Origin of the sequence: Patulibacter sp. SYSU D01012 (assembly GCF_017916475.1) — a bacterium.
Taxonomy (GTDB): domain Bacteria; phylum Actinomycetota; class Thermoleophilia; order Solirubrobacterales; family Solirubrobacteraceae; genus Patulibacter.
The window spans coordinates 98,009-112,592 of sequence record NZ_JAFMTB010000003.1 but is presented as its reverse complement, the minus strand read 5'-3'; the positions used below and the strand labels follow the sequence as shown (position 1 = coordinate 112,592).

Below are 14,584 nucleotides of genomic sequence, written 5' to 3'. Positions count from 1 at the left end.
CGCCCGAGGGCGCCGGCCCGGCGGCGGCCCGCATCACCCGGGCCGCCCCCGCCGGCCGTCGCGTGCCACGCTTCGGGGGCCGTGCCGCCCTCGCCCCTCCCCTTCGACCCGATCCGCGAAGCGGGCCGCCAGTGGGAGGCCCACTGGGGCGCGGAGACCGTCGCGCCGATGGAGGCGGTGATCTCGATCGTCCGCGCGGCGCAGATCACGGTCGGCCGGCTGAACGGGGCGCTCGAGCCGTTCGACCTGACGTACGCGCGCTACGAGGCGCTCATGCTGCTCTTCTACAGCCGCGAGGGCGCGCTGCCGCTGGGGAAGATGGGCGTACGGCTGCAGGTGCACCTGACGAACGTGACCAAGCTCGTCGACGCGCTCGAGCGGCTCGGCCTGGTCGAGCGCACGCCGCACCCCGAGGATCGCCGGACGACGCTGGCGACGATCACCGCGGAGGGCCGCCGCGTCGCCGCGGAGACGACGCAGGTCCTCAACGCGATGGGCTTCGGCACCGAGCCGCTCGGCGCCGAGGAGCTCGACGCCGTCATCGACGCGCTCCGCGCGCTGCGCCGCGGGGCGGGCGACTTCGACGAGACCGCCCCGGCGGACGCCGACGACGCGGACGCCTGACGGCCCGCCGCCGCGTCCGCCCGGCGCCTGGGGCGCCCGCCCGCCCGGCGGGCGCCCCGCCCTCCCCTACAGCCCCTGCTGCAGGTGGCGCGCGATCACGACGCGCTGGATCTCGTTCGTGCCCTCGTAGATCTGCGTGATCTTCGCGTCGCGCATCATCCGCTCGACGGGGTAGTCCTGCACGTAGCCGTAGCCGCCGAGCACCTGGACGGCCTCGACGGCGACCTTCATCGCGTTGTCGGACGCGAAGAGCTTCGCCATGGACGTCCACTTGCCCAGGTCGGCGGGGCGCTCGGCGCGGTCGGCCATCGCGCACGCCTTGTAGAGCAGCTCGCGGGCGGCGGCGGTGCCCGTCTCCATGTCGGCGAGCTTGAACTGCAGGCCCTGGAGCTGGTTGATCGGCTGGCCGAACGCCTGGCGCTCGCCGGCGTAGCGGACGGCGACGTCGGTGGCGCCCTGCGCGATGCCGACGGCCTGGGCCGCGGCGCCCAGGCGGGTGCGCTCCAGGGTGGCGAGCGCGACGGACAGGCCCTTGCCGACGGTGCCGATCACGTTCTCGTCGGGCACGAAGACGTCCTGCAGCACCGGCGATCCGGTGGGCGAGCCGTGGATGCCCAGCTTGTGCTCGTAGCCGCCGATCGAGAAGCCCTCGCGGTCCTTCTCGACGAGGAACGCCGTGATGCGGTGCCTCTCGGGATCGGTGACGGCGAAGACGACGTAGGTGTCCGCCACGCCGGCGTTGCTGATCCAGTTCTTCGCGCCGTTGATGACCCAGCCGCCCTGCTCCTTGCGCGCCGTCGTGCGCATCGCGGCGGGATCCGAGCCGGCGTCCGGCTCGGACAGCGCGAACGCCGGGGCCAGCTCGCCGCTGGCGAACCGCGGCAGCCACTTCTCCTTCAGCTCGTCGGACCCGGCGAGCTGGATCGGCAGCGACCCGAGCTCCTGCAGCATGAGGATCAGGGCGCAGGACGCGTCGGCCTTCGCGATCTCCTCGACCGCCATCTGCAGCATGAGCGTGCCGGTGCCGGTGCCGCCGTAGCGCTCCTCGAACGGCAGGCCCAGGACGTCGTTCTCCGCCAGCAGCTTGCGGATGTCCCACGGGTACTCGGCCGTGCGGTCGATCTCGGGGGCGCGCGGGACGATCCGCTCCTGCGCGAGCTGCCGGACGAGGCCCTGGAACTCGAGCAGCTCCTCCGGGATCTCGTACGGCGCCAGGCCGCCGGCGACGGTCATGCCGCCACCGCCGCGCGGTCCTGCGCGTACTCGTAGAAGCCGCGGCCGGTCTTGCGACCCAGGCGGTTCGCGGCGACCATGCGCTTGAGCAGCGGCGGCGGCGCGTACTCCGAGCGCTGGAACTCCTCCTGGAGCGAGACGCCGATCGCGTAGAGGACGTCCAGGCCGATCATGTCGGCGAGCGTCAGCGGGCCCATCGGGTGACCGCAGCCGCGCTTCATGCCCTCGTCGATGTCCTCGCGGGTGGCGAAGCCCTCCTCGACCATCCGCACCGCGGCCATCAGGTACGGCACGAGCAGGAAGTTGACGATGAAGCCCGAGCGATCCTTCGTGCGCACGGCGTGCTTGCCGAGCGCGCGGGCGAAGGCCTCCAGGCGAGCGACCGTGTCGTCGCTGGTGTCGAGCGCGACGACGATCTCGACCAGGCTCATCACCGGCACGGGGCTGAAGAAGTGCAGGCCGGCCACGCGGTCGGGGCGCGTCGTCGCGGCGGCGAGCTCGGCGATCGGGATGGAGGACGTGTTCGACAGCAGCAGCGCGTGCTCGCCGACGATCTCGTCGAGGGCGGCGAAGACCTCGCGCTTGACGTCGACGTCCTCCTTCACCGCCTCGATCACCAGGTCGGCGTCGGCCAGCGCGTGCAGGTCGGTCGACCAGGACACGCGGCCGACGAGCGCGTCGGCGTCCTCCGCGCTCATCTTGCCGCGCTCCACGGCGCGGTCGACGGAGGCCCGGATCCGCTCGCGCGAGCCGTCGAGCGGGGCCTCGGCCGGCTCGTACACGCGCACCTGCAGGCCCGCCCGCGCCGCCGACTCCGCGATGCCCGAGCCCATCAGGCCGGCACCGACGATCCCCACGGTCCTCTCAGACGTCATGACTTGCATACTACGCCTTGGTCGCCCAGGCGACCATCGCCTGGGCGACCAGTCTTCCGCCCGGTCGGGGGGTGCGACCTCAGCGGCGCCCGGGGGCGCGCTGCGTGACGACGACGCGGTGGACGCGCGGATCGCCGGCGAAGCGCAGCTCGGTCACCACGCGCAGCCAGCCGCGCGTGCGCAGCGTCTTGCGGTCCTTCGCGTCGAGCGTCACCCGTCCGTGGACGACGTGCCCCGCGGCGGCGCGGGGACCGGCGCCGGCCTTCAGCCGCCCGCGGCCGAGCAGCGTGCCGTCGCCCGTGGCCTTGCGCCTCGCCACGGCGTAGGCGTTGATCCTGCCGCCGCAGGCGAGCGGGCAGCGCAGCTCCAGCCGGGTCTCGCGCCCGTCCTTCGTCGTCCTCGGCCGCACCGGGCTCCTGCCGCCCTTCGGGTGCAGGTACTCCTGGACCGCCTTCGTGACGGCGTCGATCTTCGCGTCGCCCGTCGACTCCGGCGCGGGCCAGCTGGGCGGGTCCGCCGGCGGCGGGGGCGGCGGTGCGCTCGTCCGCCGGAAGGTCAGCGTGGCCTCCCACGAGAACGAGCAGCTCGTCGTCAGCCCGCTGGAGCCGGGGCACCCCATCTCGCTCGTGCCGTGCTGGCCGCTCGTCAGGCGCTGGACGATCCGCTCCTCCCCGACGTCGTTGGCCGCGAGGGCGAAGACGGCGTCGAAGTACCCGTCGTGCTGGGCGTTCAGGCCGTTCAGCACCAGGAGCATCTCGTCCGCGGGGATCGCCGGCTCGCAGACGCCGTCGATCGCGAGCTCGTCCGTCAGGCGGACGGCGATCGCGCGCTCGCCCTGCCCCTCCGCCGGCCCCAGCTCGAGGTGCCCCCGGTCGTTCGGCACCGGCACGGCCTCGCAGTCCTCGACGTGGTCGCCGCTGTCGCCCCCGTGCCGCTCGTTGTGCCGGGTGCCCGTGGTGCGCTCGTCGACGGGCGGGCCGGACTCGACCGACCCGTCGCCGACGCGCTCCAGCACGCCGTCGACGAACCGCACGCCCGGCGCCTCGGCGTGCAGCTGCGAGACGAAGCGGCGGCTGGAGGCGCCCCAGCGCGTCTCGACGCCGTCCGAGGTGCGCCACGCGTCGGCGTGGTCGTACCGGACGGTCGCGTCCATCGTCACGTCGTAGGTGACCGTGCCGGCCGCCGCGTCGGCGACGGGCAGGGCGCCGCACGCGAGCAGCACGGCGGCGAGGAGTCTGCGGGGGACCATGCCCGCCATCGTGCGGGGCGGCCCGCGCCGCGTCGACGGGACGTCACCCCAAGGGGCACCCCAGGAGTGGCGCCGGCGTCAGACCGCGACGGCGCGCGGGGCGTGCCGCTCGACCCGGCGCCCGGCGTCGTCCGCTTCGGCCCTCGTGGCCCAGAAGCGCCCCGACCACGCGACCATCAGGCCGCCCACGCCCCAGCTCGCCTGCCAGTACCAGCCGCGCCCGTCCGGGTCCTCGTAGGCCCGGTAGGTCAGGCGCACGCACCCGCCGCGGAAGACGTCGACGGCCCGCCGGGCGCTGTCCAGGTCGGCGTGGTCGCCCTCGGACCAGGCGACGGTCTCGCCGTCGGGGCCCACCAGCCTCCACGGCCTGCGCTGCTCGCCGCCGCGCCACTCGTACCGCCACATGTCTCCGCCTTCCCGGCCCGCGGGGGTCGCGGCCGTGCGGAAAACTACGGAGCCAGCTCCGTAGTAGTTGCGGAACGAACCAGGTGAAGGGTGTTGGAACGGCGTTGACGGACGGGTGGACGACGTCCGCGGGCCGCGTCAGTCCCCCGGCGGCGTCCAGACCGCCACGCCGGTGCCGGTCGCCTGCGCCCGCCGCATGGCCGCGTGGGCGCGGCGGTGCCAGTCGTCGACGGTGACGGGCAGGCGCAGGGTGGCGATGCCGACGCTGGCCCGCCCGACCGCCCCGGCCGCGAGCCCGGCCGCACGTCCGACCTGGGCCGCCACGTCGCGGGCGACGGCCACCGCACGCTGCTCGTCGCTGCGCGGCAGCAGGATCGCGAACTGGTGGCCGCCGAGCCGGGCGCAGGCGTCGTCGGCGCCGATCGCCGCCGCGATGCCCGCGGCGGCCCCGCGCAGCACCGCGTCGCCGGCGTCGTGACCCGACGTCTCCAGCAGCCAGCCGAACCCGTCGAGCTGCACGGAGAGCAGGCTCGACGTCGTGCCGTACGCGCCCGCCTCGGCGATGCGCGCCTCCAGCTCGACGTCGAGCCGCTGCCGCGTCCACAGGCCGGTCAGCAGGTCGCGGTGGTCGCGGTCGCCGAGCGCCGCCTCGAGCTGCTTCTGCCGCGTGATGTCGACGACCTGCGCGATGAGGAAGAGCGGCTCCTGCGCGTCGTTGCGGACCAGGACGACGGACAGCTGGCCCCACACGTGGTGGCCGTCCGCGTGCAGGTAGCGCTTCTCGAGCTGGTACCGGTCGCGGGTGCCCACGAGCGTCTCCTGCAGGAGCGCCAGGTCGCGGTGCAGGTCGTCCGGGTGGGTGATCGCCTGGAACGTGGAGCGCTGCAGCTCGCCCGCGGTGCGGCCGAGGAGGGTCGCGAAGGCGGCGTTGACGCGCAGCAGGCCGCCCTGCGGCGTCACGAGGGCCTTCGCCACGGGCGAGTGCGTGAACGACAGCTCGAACATGCGGCTGACCCCGGTGAGCGCCGCCTCCTGCCGCTTGTGGGCGGTGACCTCGCGCGCGAGCGCCGACCCGCCGACGACGCGGCCGCCGGCCCGCAGCGGCGCGACGGTCGTGGCGTAGACGACGTCCGCCTCCAGGCTCTCGACCTCGAGCGTCGTGCTCTCGCCCCGCAGCGCCGCGGCGTACGCCGGCGCGAGCTGGCGCCACAGCGGCGCGCTCAGGACCTCCGGCACCCGCACCCCGAGCAGCTGCGCCCGGTCCCGGCCGAGCTCCCGCACGACCTGGCCGCCGATGGCCGCGATCCGCAGCTCGTGGTCGAAGACGAGGACGCCGATGTCGTCCGTCTGGTCCGCGACCGCCAGGAGCGCGTGGCCGGCGATCCCGGCCAGCTCGCGGGGCGCCGACGCCGACCGGGACGCGCCCGCCCGCTCCCCGGCGGGACGGTCGTGGCCGGTCGCCGGTGCGGCGTCCCGCGCGCGCAGCCCGTGCAGCGCGACGGGGATCGGCACCGCCGGCCCGGCCGCGGCCAGCCGGGCGACGAGGGTGTCGTCCTCGAACCGGCACGAGGCGAGCCGGCGACCGACGATCCGCCGCAGGTGCTCGGCCAGCGCGACGGGTCGGGCCAGCTCGACGACCAGCGCGACCCAGGCGTCCTGCACCAGGTCGACGTGGACGTGCCGGACCTCGGGGGCGCTGGACAGCCCGGCGACGAGCTCGTCGAGCTGCCGCAGGTCCACGACGGGCCCGACGACGAAGCGGGTGGTGCCGTGCGAGAGCAGGGGCAGGCCGCCGGCGACCATGTGGTCCCCGCGCATCGTCCCCGCCCCGCGGGCCGCGCGGGCCGCCGCGACGCGGCCCGTGGCGTGCTGCACCGTCACGGCCCGGTGTTCGGCCTGCTCGCGCGGATTCCCCAGGGGAGACGACGGATGATCGACCGGGGGGCGGGGGCCGGGGGGCCGGGGGACCGGGCGGGCGGGCCGGGAGGGCCGGGAGGGCCGGGCGGGCCGGGCAGGCCGGGCCGGGCGGGCTCGGCGGACCGGGCCGGGCGGACCGGGCCGGGCGGGCAAGGCCGGGCGGGCAAGGCCGGGCGGGCAAGGCCGGGCGGGCCGGGGCGGGCGGGCAGGCGGCAGGCCGGGGCGGGCGGGCGGCGGCGGGGCCGGGACGGGCGGGCGGGCGGGCGGCAGGCCGGGGCAGGCAGGCAGGCAGGCGGGCGGCAGGACGGGACGGGCGGGCGGCGCACCGGGTCGGCCGGGCGGCGGGGCCGGGTGCCTGGGGGCCGGGGGCCGGGGGGGCCGGACCGCGCGGGCGGCAGGCCGAGGCGGCGACGAGCCGCCGGCCGGGCGGCGGGGCAGGCCGGCGGCTCTGGCGGCGGGCCGGGCGCGTGGCCCTGGCCGCGGGCCAGGCCGGCCCGCCGGCGGGCGGGCCGGTGCGCGGCCCCGCCCGTCGAGCGGCGCGCGCCCTAGGCGTCCGCCAGCGGCGCCCCGTCCGGTGCGGGCCACGCGTCGCGGGTGGCGGCGAGGACGTCGGCGGCCACCGCCAGGACCGAGGCGACGAGCCGCTCGTGCGCCGGCCGCAGCGGGCCCGTCCCGCACGCGGGGGTCAGGAGGCTGGGGGCGAAGACCTCGCGCGCCGGCAGCCCGGCGGCCGTCACCGCGCCGACCGCCGCCGCGACGCGGGCGGCGGCGTCCGCGGGCGTGCCCGGCGCGACGGGGTCGACGGCGCCCCAGGCGATGCGGCCGCCGCGCTCGACCAGCGCCCCGATCGTGGCGGCGCCCAGGCCGCCGACGGGCGAGCGGGTCACGTCGACGGAGAGCACGTCGGGGGCGGCCGCGCCGACCGTGCGCCACGGTACCGCGCCGCAGACGTGCAGCCCCCAGGCCGCGCCGGCGCCGCGGAGCGGGTCCCACACGTCGGCGTGCTGGGGAGTCAGGCCGGCGTGCGCCAGGCCCGGCTCGTCGGCGACGACCAGCGCCTCGACGCCGACGTCCGCGAGCAGGCCGACCTGGCCGGCGACGTTCGCGGCCAGCCAGCCCGCGAGCTCGGCCGCCAGGCCCGCGACCGCCGGGCCGTGGCCGGGCCGCCCGGCGACGCGCTCGAGCGCCACGGCGAGCGTGACCGGTCCCGTCACCTGCAGCTTCACCAGCGCGTGCGCCGGCGGCTCCATCGCGATCGTCGCGAGGAAGGCGTCCCAGGCGGCGGGTCGCTCGCGGTCGCGCTCGGGCGTCCAGCCGCACGGCGGCGCGTCGGCCCAGCCGCCGCCGAGCCACTCCGAGACCATGTCGCCGTCGGCGTGCGGCAGCTGCGGGCAGAACGGCAGGTCGTAGGCGCGCCGCGCGTGCCGCACGGCCTCGGCGGGGTCGATGAAGGGCAGGCTGCCGACGCCGGTGGTCGCGAGCGACGGCAGGCGGTCGAGCGCGCTCATCCGCGCCTCCCGGCCACGGGGGTGCGGTGGGGTCGATGGGGCGCCGCGGGGCGGGCCATGTCCGAGTCTCCTTCTGCGGGCGGCCCGTGCGCGAGGCCGCTGGTGTCCGGGGCACCGGGATCGCCCGGTGCGGAGTCGACAGGTCTTCGGACTCGGGTGCGCTCGATGCGCGGCCGCCTTCCCAGGATGCGCCGGACGGATGGTCCGGCGGGCCCAGTGGCCTGTTGGCCGCGATCCGCACCCTCACCGCTGCGCGTCAGTCCCGGATTCGCACCGGGTTCCCTGGCCCACGGATGGGGTGGATCGACTCCGCGGCGGAGGCTAGCGGGTGCGGCGGGCGGTGTCGACGGGGCGGGCGCAGGAGCGGCCGCGGGCGGGAGGGCGGAGGCGGGCGGCCGGGCGCGTTCCGGCTGAGGGCCGCATGTCGGACCCCGGCCGGAACGCGATCCCTCCCGCGGAGGTGTTCCGCTTCAGGGCCGCATGTCGGCCCTGAGCCGGAACGCGACCCCACCCGCCCACGCGTTCCGTCCCAGGGCCGCATGCCGGACCTCAGCCGGAACGCGACCCCACCCGCCCGCGTGTTCGGCCTCAGGGTCGGGTACCGGACCTCAGCCGGAACGCGACTCGCCCCGGCTCGTTCCGCCTCGGGGCCGCATACCGAACCTCAGCCGGAACGTGGCGCCACCCGCGGGCGTGCTTCGTCCCGGCGCCGCAGGCCGGACCTCAGCCCGAACGCGGCGCCACCCGCGGACGTGTTCCGTCCCAGGGCGGCATACCGGACCTCAGCCCGAACGCGCTACCTCCCGTCCGCGTGTTCCGTGTCAGGGCCGCATACCGGACTCCGACCGGAACGCGGCGCCACCCGCGGACGCGTTCCGTCCCAGGGCCGCATACCGGACCCCAGCCGGAACGCGCCCCCACCCGCCCCCGTGCTCCGTCCCAGGGCCGCATACCGGACCCCAGCCGGAACGCGCCCCACCCGCCCACGCCTTCCGTCCCAGGCCCGCATACCGACCCCCAGCCGGAACGCCCCACCCCCACGCGCCCGGCCCCAGCCCCGCCGAACGCCGGCCGCGGGCGGCTCAGCCGCCCGCCGCGTCCGTCCGCGGGGGCGGGCACGTGCCGCCGGGGGCGACGGTGCGCTCGAAGTGCCACACCTCGTTGGCGTACGTCTGGCACAGGCCGTAGGCGCTGCCGTGCTGGATCGTCCAGTACGCGGCGTCCGTCGGACCGATGTCGACGGCCCGGCCGACGACGTGCGAGGACTCCCCGGGCGGCTTGACGAACCGCCGCGCGGCGTCCCGGTCGCCGTAGCGCCGCACCGCCTGGTCGAACAGACGGCGCTGGTAGGCGCGGCTGCGCCAGCCGCTGGCGATGCGCAGCTCGATGCCGTCGGCCCGGGCGTCGTCCGCCGCGCGGCGGACCGCGGCCAGCAGCGCCGGGTCGAGCCGCGTGATCGCGGGCACGTCGTCGCTCGGCGAGAGCGATGCGCCGACGGGGACGAACCCGTCGGCCGCCCCGACGCCGTGGTGCGCGGTCGTCGTCACGCCCGGGACGGTCGGCGCCGGACCGCCGCGCGCGGCGGCGAACGCGACGAGGGCCAGCAGCGCCACGACGGCGAGCGCGACGGCCCGGCGGCGGAGCGCCCTCCGGCGCCGGGGCAGGACACGGGTGGTGGACATCGGGGCGGGTTCCATGACGGGGGCGAGGACGCCGGACGGCGCCGCCCCCGCACCCCACCAGCGCCCGCGTTGCGTCCCCGTATGGCGCCCGGCGAACAGGGACGCAACATCCGCGCACCTACACTGGCGCCCGTGCCGACCGTCCCTGCCGCGCCGTGCGGATCCTGATCGCCGAGGACGAGCGCTTCCTGGCCGAGGCGCTCGGGAGCGGCCTGCGCCGCGAGGGGATGGCGGTCGACGTCGCGCTCGACGGCCACGAGGCGCTGCGCCGCGTCACCGTCGCGGCGTACGACGTGCTCGTCCTGGACCGCGACCTGCCGGGGATCCACGGCGACGAGATCGCCGCCGTCGTCGCGCGCGACCACCCGGAGGTGCGGATCCTGATGCTGACCGCCGCCGCCCGACTGCAGGACAAGGTGGCGGGCTTCGAGCTGGGGGCCGACGACTACCTGACCAAGCCGTTCGCGCTCGAGGAGCTCGTCGTCCGGCTGCGCTCGCTCGCCCGGCGGCCCGCCGCCGTCGCGCCCCCGGTCATGACGTTCGCCGACCTGCGCCTGGACCCGTTCCGTCGCGAGGCGTACCGCGACGGGCGCTACCTGCGGCTGACCCGCAAGCAGTTCGCGGTGCTCGAGCTGCTCATGCGCGCGGACGGCGGCGTGGTGAGCGCCGAGACCATGCTCGAGAAGGCGTGGGACGAGAACGCCGACCCGTTCACGAGCGCGCCCCGGGTCACGATCTCGACGCTCCGCAAGGCCCTCGGCGCGCCCGACGTCATCGCCACCGTGACGGGCGTCGGCTACCGGCTCGTCCTCCCCGGCGCCTCATGAGCGCCCGACTGCGGCTGACGCTCAGCTACGCCGGCTTCCTCGTCTTCGCCGGGGCGGTCGTGCTGCTCGGCGTCTACGTCGTCCTGCGGTACGTGCCGAACTACCCGCTGACCGCCGCCAACCCGCGCGACGACCCCGCGGTCGCCTCGCGCCAGGAGATCCTGCAGGCCGTCGTCGGCGCGTCCGCGGTGATCCTCGCCGGCCTGGCCGTGATCGGCCTGGCGGGCGGCTGGGTCCTGGCGGGCTGGATCCTGCGGCCGCTGCGCGACATCAACGCCGCGGCGCGCATCGCCGCCGCGGGCCGCCTGGACCACCGCATCCGGCTGGCCGGCCGGCACGACGAGTTCGGCGAGCTGGCCGACAGCTTCGACCACATGCTCGAGCGGCTGCACGACGCGTTCGCCGTGCAGGAGCGGTTCGCCGCGAACGCCTCGCACGAGCTGCGCACGCCGCTCACGGTCACCGCCACGCTGCTGGACGTCGCCCGCGCCGACCCGGACGGGCAGGACGTGCCGACGCTGCTGGAGCGCCTGCGCGTGACCAACGCGCGGGCGATCGGCCTGACCGAGGCGCTGCTGCGGCTGGCCGACGCGAACGCGGTGACGGCCGTCTCGGCCCCCGTCGACCTGGCGGCGATCGCGGGCGACGTCGTCACCGACCACGCCCGCGAGGCCCGCGAGCGGGGGATCGAGATCCGCCCGGCGCTGGAGGCCGCGCCGACGACCGGCGACGAGCTGCTGCTCGGCCAGGCGATCGCCAACCTGCTGCAGAACGCCCTGCGGCACGGCCGCGCCCCCGGCACGGTGCGCGTCACCACCGAACAGCGGCCCGACGCCGTCCTGCTGCGGGTGGAGAACGACGGGCCGCAGCTGGCCGCCGACCTCGCCGCCCGCCTGGTTGAGCCGTTCCTGCGCGGCGAAGGACGGGTCGCCCGCGACGGCGAGCCGCGCGGCCACGGGCTGGGCCTGACCCTCGTCGACCGCATCGTCGCGGTGCACGCCGGCACCCTGACCGTCACCCCGCGCCCGGCCCCGGCGGGCGGGCTGACGGTCGAGATCCGCCTGCCCGCCTGAGGGACGACGGGCAGGCGGGACACCATCGCGGCCCGCCCCGTCCGGCAGGCAGCGGGCCGCGACGGGCCGACAGCGCCCCGCGGCGGGGCCGCGGCGGGCCGCGGCGAACCGCCCGCGCCGCCGTCACGGCATCGCGACCCCCGGGCCGGCCACCGCCCCCGACCCGTCCGGCTCGACCCGCGTGGACACGCCGCGGTCGTCGGTGGCGGTCCGCCCCACGGCGGGCGCGGTGCTGCGGGGCACGAACTCGCGGACCTGCTCCGCGCCGGCGCGCTCGAAGGTGACCTTCACCGCCTCGTCCGGAGCCACGTAGACGTTGTGCTCGACCGCGACGGTCTGCTCGGCACCGGACCGCAGCGTGAAGCGGATCCGCTCGACGCCGTCGGGCACGACGCCGAAGCGCAGCACCGGCCCGCCGAACGCGACGCCCGCCCGCCCCGCGCGGTCGGGCGCCTCGCAGACGCTCTGCGCCGTCCCGGCGCGGGCCAGCAGGGCCAGGCAGACCTCGCCGTCGCGCCCGCCGAACAGGACGATGCGGCCCGCCGCGACGGAGCCGACCAGCCGGGCGTTGCCGCCCATGATCTGCGGCTGCACCCGTGCCACGCGCTCCAGCGCGGGCCGGACGTCGGACGCGGTCGCCGCGACCGGCGCGGTCGACGCGAGCGCGCGGAACGCGGCCAGCGGCGAGCCGGCGCGGGCGTCCGGCGACCGGCCGAGCGCGAGGAGGGCCGCGGCGACCACGAGGACGGAGAGCGCCACGGCGACCGCGACGGGGGCGACGAGCCGGGCCTTCCGTCCCGTACGCGCGGCGGGCGCCGCGGCGCGATGGAGGACGTCCTCCACCTCGCGGTCGGTCGGCACGACGGCCCGCAACGGGGCGAGCGCGTCGCGGACGTCGGGGTCGTCGGTCAGCACCGGGGGTCCTCCTGGTCGACCGTCGACGTGGCGCCGGGGCGGTCAGGTCGGTCGGGGCGGTCGGGGCGGTCCGGGTGGTCAGCGTGGCCGGGCTGGTCGGGGTTGCCAGTGCGGCCAGGGCGGTCGCGTCGGTCAGAACGGTCGGGCTGCCCAGGGTGGCCAGGGCCGTCGAGGCGGCCAGGACGAGGGTCGGCGGGGGCACCAGCACGTCCGTCCGCGCCGTCACGATCGACACTGGCGTCGCGCAGGCTCGCGAGGCCCCGGGAGAGCAGCGACCGCACCGTCCCGGCACGGCAGCCGAGGGCCTCCGCGATCGCCGCGTCGTCGAGGTCGTGCACGTAGCGGAGCGTCAGCGCGGCCCGCTGCCGCGCGGGCAGTCCGCCGAGCAGCTGGAGCGCCCCGTCGAGCTGCGCCCGCAGGGTCGGGGCGTCCGTCGCCACGGGGAGGGCGCGGGCGTGCCCCGCGAGCTCGGCCGCCCGCCGCGCCGTGTCCCGCCGCGCCTCCTTGATCGCGCGGCGCACCGCGATGCGGTGGATCCACGCGTCCATCGCGGCGGGGTCGCGGAGGGTCTGGACGCTCCGCACCACCGTGATGGCCACCTCCTGCGCGACGTCGTCCGCCGCGGCGTGGTCACCGAGGACGCCCAGGGCGGTGCGCCGGGCGATCGTCAGGGCGCGCGCCGCGACCGCCGCCCGGTCGGGGGCGACCTCGGTCGTCGGCGCTCTCGACGCTGCGACGGCTCGGGCCTCGCTCAGCATCGCGGACGACACGGCGGGTGCGGCTTCGGGACGGTCATGCAAGGGAGAGCCTCGAGCGCCCCCGCGGTGTTGCGTCCCCGGGCGCGCCGTATCGTGGCACGCCGCAGGCCGGACCGGCAGCGGCCGGAGGTGGCCAGCCGGCCCCGGCGGGCGGGCTGACGGTCGAGATCCGCCTGCCCGCCTGAGGGGCTCAGAACATCCCGGCGATGGCGGCGTGGAAGTCGCGCGGGTCGCCGGCGAGGGCCGCCTTGACCTGGGCGCTCCAGTCGTCGGCCAGGACCTCCCAGGCGCCGGCCTCCACGCCGTCGAGCGCGGCGCGGGCGACGTCGGCCGGGTCGAGCTTGGGGCCGTCGTAGTCGCCCGTCATGTCGGTGTCCGCGGCGCCCAGGTGCAGGCCGGTCACGAGCGTGCCCTGGTCCAGCAGCTCCAGGCGCAGGCCGTTCGTCAGCCCCCACTCGGCCGCCTTGGCGACGTGGTACGTCGTGGCGCTCGGCAGCGCCAGCCACGAGAGCGCCGAGAGGACGTTGACGATGGCGCCGCCGCCGTTGCGGGCGAGCACCGGCGCGAACGCCCGCGCCGTGTCGAGGCTGCCGAACAGGTGCGTGCCGAGCGCGTCGCGCAGGCCGTCGCTGCCGGCGTCGAGCAGGCGGACGCCGGCGCTCGTGCCCGCGTTGTTGATCAGCAGCGTCACGTCGCCGAGCTCGCCGGCGAGCTCGGCGACCCGCGCCGGGTCGGTGATGTCCAGCCGCACCGGCTCCACGCCGGGCAGGTCCACGGCCTCGGGCCGGCGAGCGGCCGCGTAGACCTTCGTCGCGCCGCGCTCGAGGAGGTGCGCGGCGAAGGCGCGGCCGAGGCCGCGGTTGGCGCCCGTGACGAGCGCGATCGATCCGTCGATGTTCATGTCGACGACGGTAGGACTTGACGCTAACGTCAAGGGCAAGCATGAGTGCGCAGACCGACACGACGATGCGGATCGGCGAGCTGGCGCGGCGGGCCGGGGTCAGCGCCCGGGCGCTGCGCTACTACGAGGAGCAGGGCCTTCTGCGCCCGGTCCGCAGCGAGTCCGGGCAGCGCCGGTACGACGAGTCCGCCGTCGAGTACGTGCGCTTCTTCCAGGAGATGTTCGCCGCCGGCCTGACGAGCACGAACATCGCCCAGCTCCTGCCGTGCATGGCGGTCGGCCACACCGACGCCGAGCAGCGCGCGATGCTCCGCCGGCAGCGCGAGCGGATCGCCGAGCGCGTCGCCACGCTGACCGTCGCCCTCGGCCGGCTGGACCGGATCATCGCCGTGACGGACGGGCATCCGGACTAGGGGCGGGGGCGGGTTGGCATCGCCGGGGGGCCGGGTCGCCGGGGCGGGCGGGGCCGCCGGGCCAGGCGGGGCCGCCGGGCGAGGCGGGGCCGCCGGGCGAGGGGCGCGTTCCGGCTCAGGGCCGGATGGCGGACCTCATCCGGAACACGCCACCGCCCCGCGACCCGTTCCGCCTCAGGGCCGGATAGCGGACCTCATCCGGAA

At 77.1% G+C, this 14,584-nt stretch carries 14 protein-coding genes and 1 riboswitch; of the genes, 4 read left to right on the top strand and 10 right to left on the bottom strand.

Features of this window, described 5'->3' with window-relative positions; translation table 11 throughout:
- Nucleotides 1-81: 81 nt before the first annotated feature.
- On the top strand, nucleotides 82-624 hold the full coding sequence (locus J3P29_RS16470) for a MarR family transcriptional regulator (RefSeq protein WP_349239879.1): 543 nt from the start codon (nucleotides 82-84) through the stop codon (nucleotides 622-624).
- 66 nt (nucleotides 625-690) lie between these two features.
- On the opposite strand, the gene J3P29_RS16465 is transcribed toward J3P29_RS16470, so the two are convergent.
- From J3P29_RS16465 to J3P29_RS16435, 7 genes are all read right to left on the bottom strand, one after another.
- Nucleotides 691-1,857: an acyl-CoA dehydrogenase family protein gene (locus J3P29_RS16465; RefSeq protein WP_210495242.1), complete on the bottom strand. Its 1,167-nt coding sequence runs from the start codon at nucleotides 1,855-1,857 to the stop codon at nucleotides 691-693.
- Nucleotides 1,854-2,732 (bottom strand): 3-hydroxybutyryl-CoA dehydrogenase, encoded by an 879-nt coding sequence (locus J3P29_RS16460; RefSeq protein ID WP_246852263.1) that lies wholly within the window; start codon nucleotides 2,730-2,732, stop codon nucleotides 1,854-1,856. The genes J3P29_RS16465 and J3P29_RS16460 overlap by 4 nt, the downstream gene beginning before the upstream one ends.
- A gap of 79 nt (nucleotides 2,733-2,811) precedes the next feature.
- Nucleotides 2,812-3,981, bottom strand: a complete 1,170-nt coding sequence (locus J3P29_RS16455; RefSeq protein WP_210495238.1) for a hypothetical protein — start codon at nucleotides 3,979-3,981, stop codon at nucleotides 2,812-2,814.
- Nucleotides 3,982-4,059: 78 nt separating this feature from the next.
- Nucleotides 4,060-4,386: a hypothetical protein gene (locus tag J3P29_RS16450; protein ID WP_210495237.1), complete on the bottom strand. Its 327-nt coding sequence runs from the start codon at nucleotides 4,384-4,386 to the stop codon at nucleotides 4,060-4,062.
- A 138-nt stretch (nucleotides 4,387-4,524) separates the two neighbouring features.
- On the bottom strand, nucleotides 4,525-6,267 hold the full coding sequence (locus J3P29_RS16445; RefSeq protein ID WP_210495235.1) for a sensor domain-containing diguanylate cyclase: 1,743 nt from the start codon (nucleotides 6,265-6,267) through the stop codon (nucleotides 4,525-4,527).
- 581 nt (nucleotides 6,268-6,848) lie between these two features.
- Nucleotides 6,849-7,811 (bottom strand): hypothetical protein, encoded by a 963-nt coding sequence (locus J3P29_RS16440; protein ID WP_210495234.1) that lies wholly within the window; start codon nucleotides 7,809-7,811, stop codon nucleotides 6,849-6,851.
- 119 nt (nucleotides 7,812-7,930) lie between these two features.
- Nucleotides 7,931-8,134: riboswitch (cobalamin riboswitch) on the bottom strand.
- 759 nt (nucleotides 8,135-8,893) lie between these two features.
- Nucleotides 8,894-9,493, bottom strand: coding sequence for a M15 family metallopeptidase (locus tag J3P29_RS16435; protein ID WP_210495232.1), 600 nt, complete (start codon nucleotides 9,491-9,493; stop codon nucleotides 8,894-8,896).
- A gap of 155 nt (nucleotides 9,494-9,648) precedes the next feature.
- Here J3P29_RS16435 and J3P29_RS16430 point away from each other — a divergent pair, with 155 nt between their 5' ends.
- Both J3P29_RS16430 and J3P29_RS16425 read left to right on the top strand, forming a co-directional pair.
- On the top strand, nucleotides 9,649-10,320 hold the full coding sequence (locus tag J3P29_RS16430) for a response regulator transcription factor (protein WP_210495231.1): 672 nt from the start codon (nucleotides 9,649-9,651) through the stop codon (nucleotides 10,318-10,320).
- Nucleotides 10,317-11,393, top strand: a complete 1,077-nt coding sequence (locus tag J3P29_RS16425) for a HAMP domain-containing sensor histidine kinase (RefSeq protein ID WP_210495229.1) — start codon at nucleotides 10,317-10,319, stop codon at nucleotides 11,391-11,393. Before J3P29_RS16430 ends, J3P29_RS16425 begins: the two co-directional genes overlap by 4 nt.
- A gap of 123 nt (nucleotides 11,394-11,516) precedes the next feature.
- Here the strand turns inward: J3P29_RS16425 and J3P29_RS16420 are convergent, their stop codons facing one another.
- From J3P29_RS16420 to J3P29_RS16410, 3 genes are all read right to left on the bottom strand, one after another.
- On the bottom strand, nucleotides 11,517-12,308 hold the full coding sequence (locus J3P29_RS16420; RefSeq protein WP_210495228.1) for a hypothetical protein: 792 nt from the start codon (nucleotides 12,306-12,308) through the stop codon (nucleotides 11,517-11,519).
- The gene (locus J3P29_RS16415; protein WP_210495227.1) at nucleotides 12,302-13,078 is read right to left on the bottom strand and encodes an RNA polymerase sigma factor; all 777 of its coding nucleotides are present in this window, start codon (nucleotides 13,076-13,078) and stop codon (nucleotides 12,302-12,304) included. Before J3P29_RS16415 ends, J3P29_RS16420 begins: the two co-directional genes overlap by 7 nt.
- 178 nt (nucleotides 13,079-13,256) lie before the next feature.
- Nucleotides 13,257-13,967 (bottom strand): SDR family oxidoreductase, encoded by a 711-nt coding sequence (locus tag J3P29_RS16410; protein WP_210495226.1) that lies wholly within the window; start codon nucleotides 13,965-13,967, stop codon nucleotides 13,257-13,259.
- A gap of 41 nt (nucleotides 13,968-14,008) precedes the next feature.
- Here J3P29_RS16410 and J3P29_RS16405 point away from each other — a divergent pair, with 41 nt between their 5' ends.
- Nucleotides 14,009-14,380: a MerR family transcriptional regulator gene (locus J3P29_RS16405; RefSeq protein WP_246852262.1), complete on the top strand. Its 372-nt coding sequence runs from the start codon at nucleotides 14,009-14,011 to the stop codon at nucleotides 14,378-14,380.
- The last annotated feature ends 204 nt before the right edge of the window (nucleotides 14,381-14,584 follow it).

What these genes read in the sequence shown, in the direction of transcription:
- J3P29_RS16465 (WP_210495242.1), bottom strand. Translation starts at nt 1,857, where the DNA reads ATGACCGTCGCCGGCGGCCTGGCGCCGTACGAGATCCCGGAGGAGCTG.
- J3P29_RS16460 (WP_246852263.1), bottom strand. Translation starts at nt 2,732, where the DNA reads ATGACGTCTGAGAGGACCGTGGGGATCGTCGGTGCCGGCCTGATGGGC.
- J3P29_RS16455 (WP_210495238.1), bottom strand. Translation starts at nt 3,981, where the DNA reads ATGGTCCCCCGCAGACTCCTCGCCGCCGTGCTGCTCGCGTGCGGCGCC.
- J3P29_RS16450 (WP_210495237.1), bottom strand. Translation starts at nt 4,386, where the DNA reads ATGTGGCGGTACGAGTGGCGCGGCGGCGAGCAGCGCAGGCCGTGGAGG.
- J3P29_RS16440 (WP_210495234.1), bottom strand. Translation starts at nt 7,811, where the DNA reads ATGAGCGCGCTCGACCGCCTGCCGTCGCTCGCGACCACCGGCGTCGGC.
- J3P29_RS16435 (WP_210495232.1), bottom strand. Translation starts at nt 9,493, where the DNA reads ATGTCCACCACCCGTGTCCTGCCCCGGCGCCGGAGGGCGCTCCGCCGC.
- J3P29_RS16425 (WP_210495229.1), top strand. Translation starts at nt 10,317, where the DNA reads ATGAGCGCCCGACTGCGGCTGACGCTCAGCTACGCCGGCTTCCTCGTC.
- J3P29_RS16410 (WP_210495226.1), bottom strand. Translation starts at nt 13,967, where the DNA reads ATGAACATCGACGGATCGATCGCGCTCGTCACGGGCGCCAACCGCGGC.
- J3P29_RS16405 (WP_246852262.1), top strand. Translation starts at nt 14,009, where the DNA reads ATGAGTGCGCAGACCGACACGACGATGCGGATCGGCGAGCTGGCGCGG.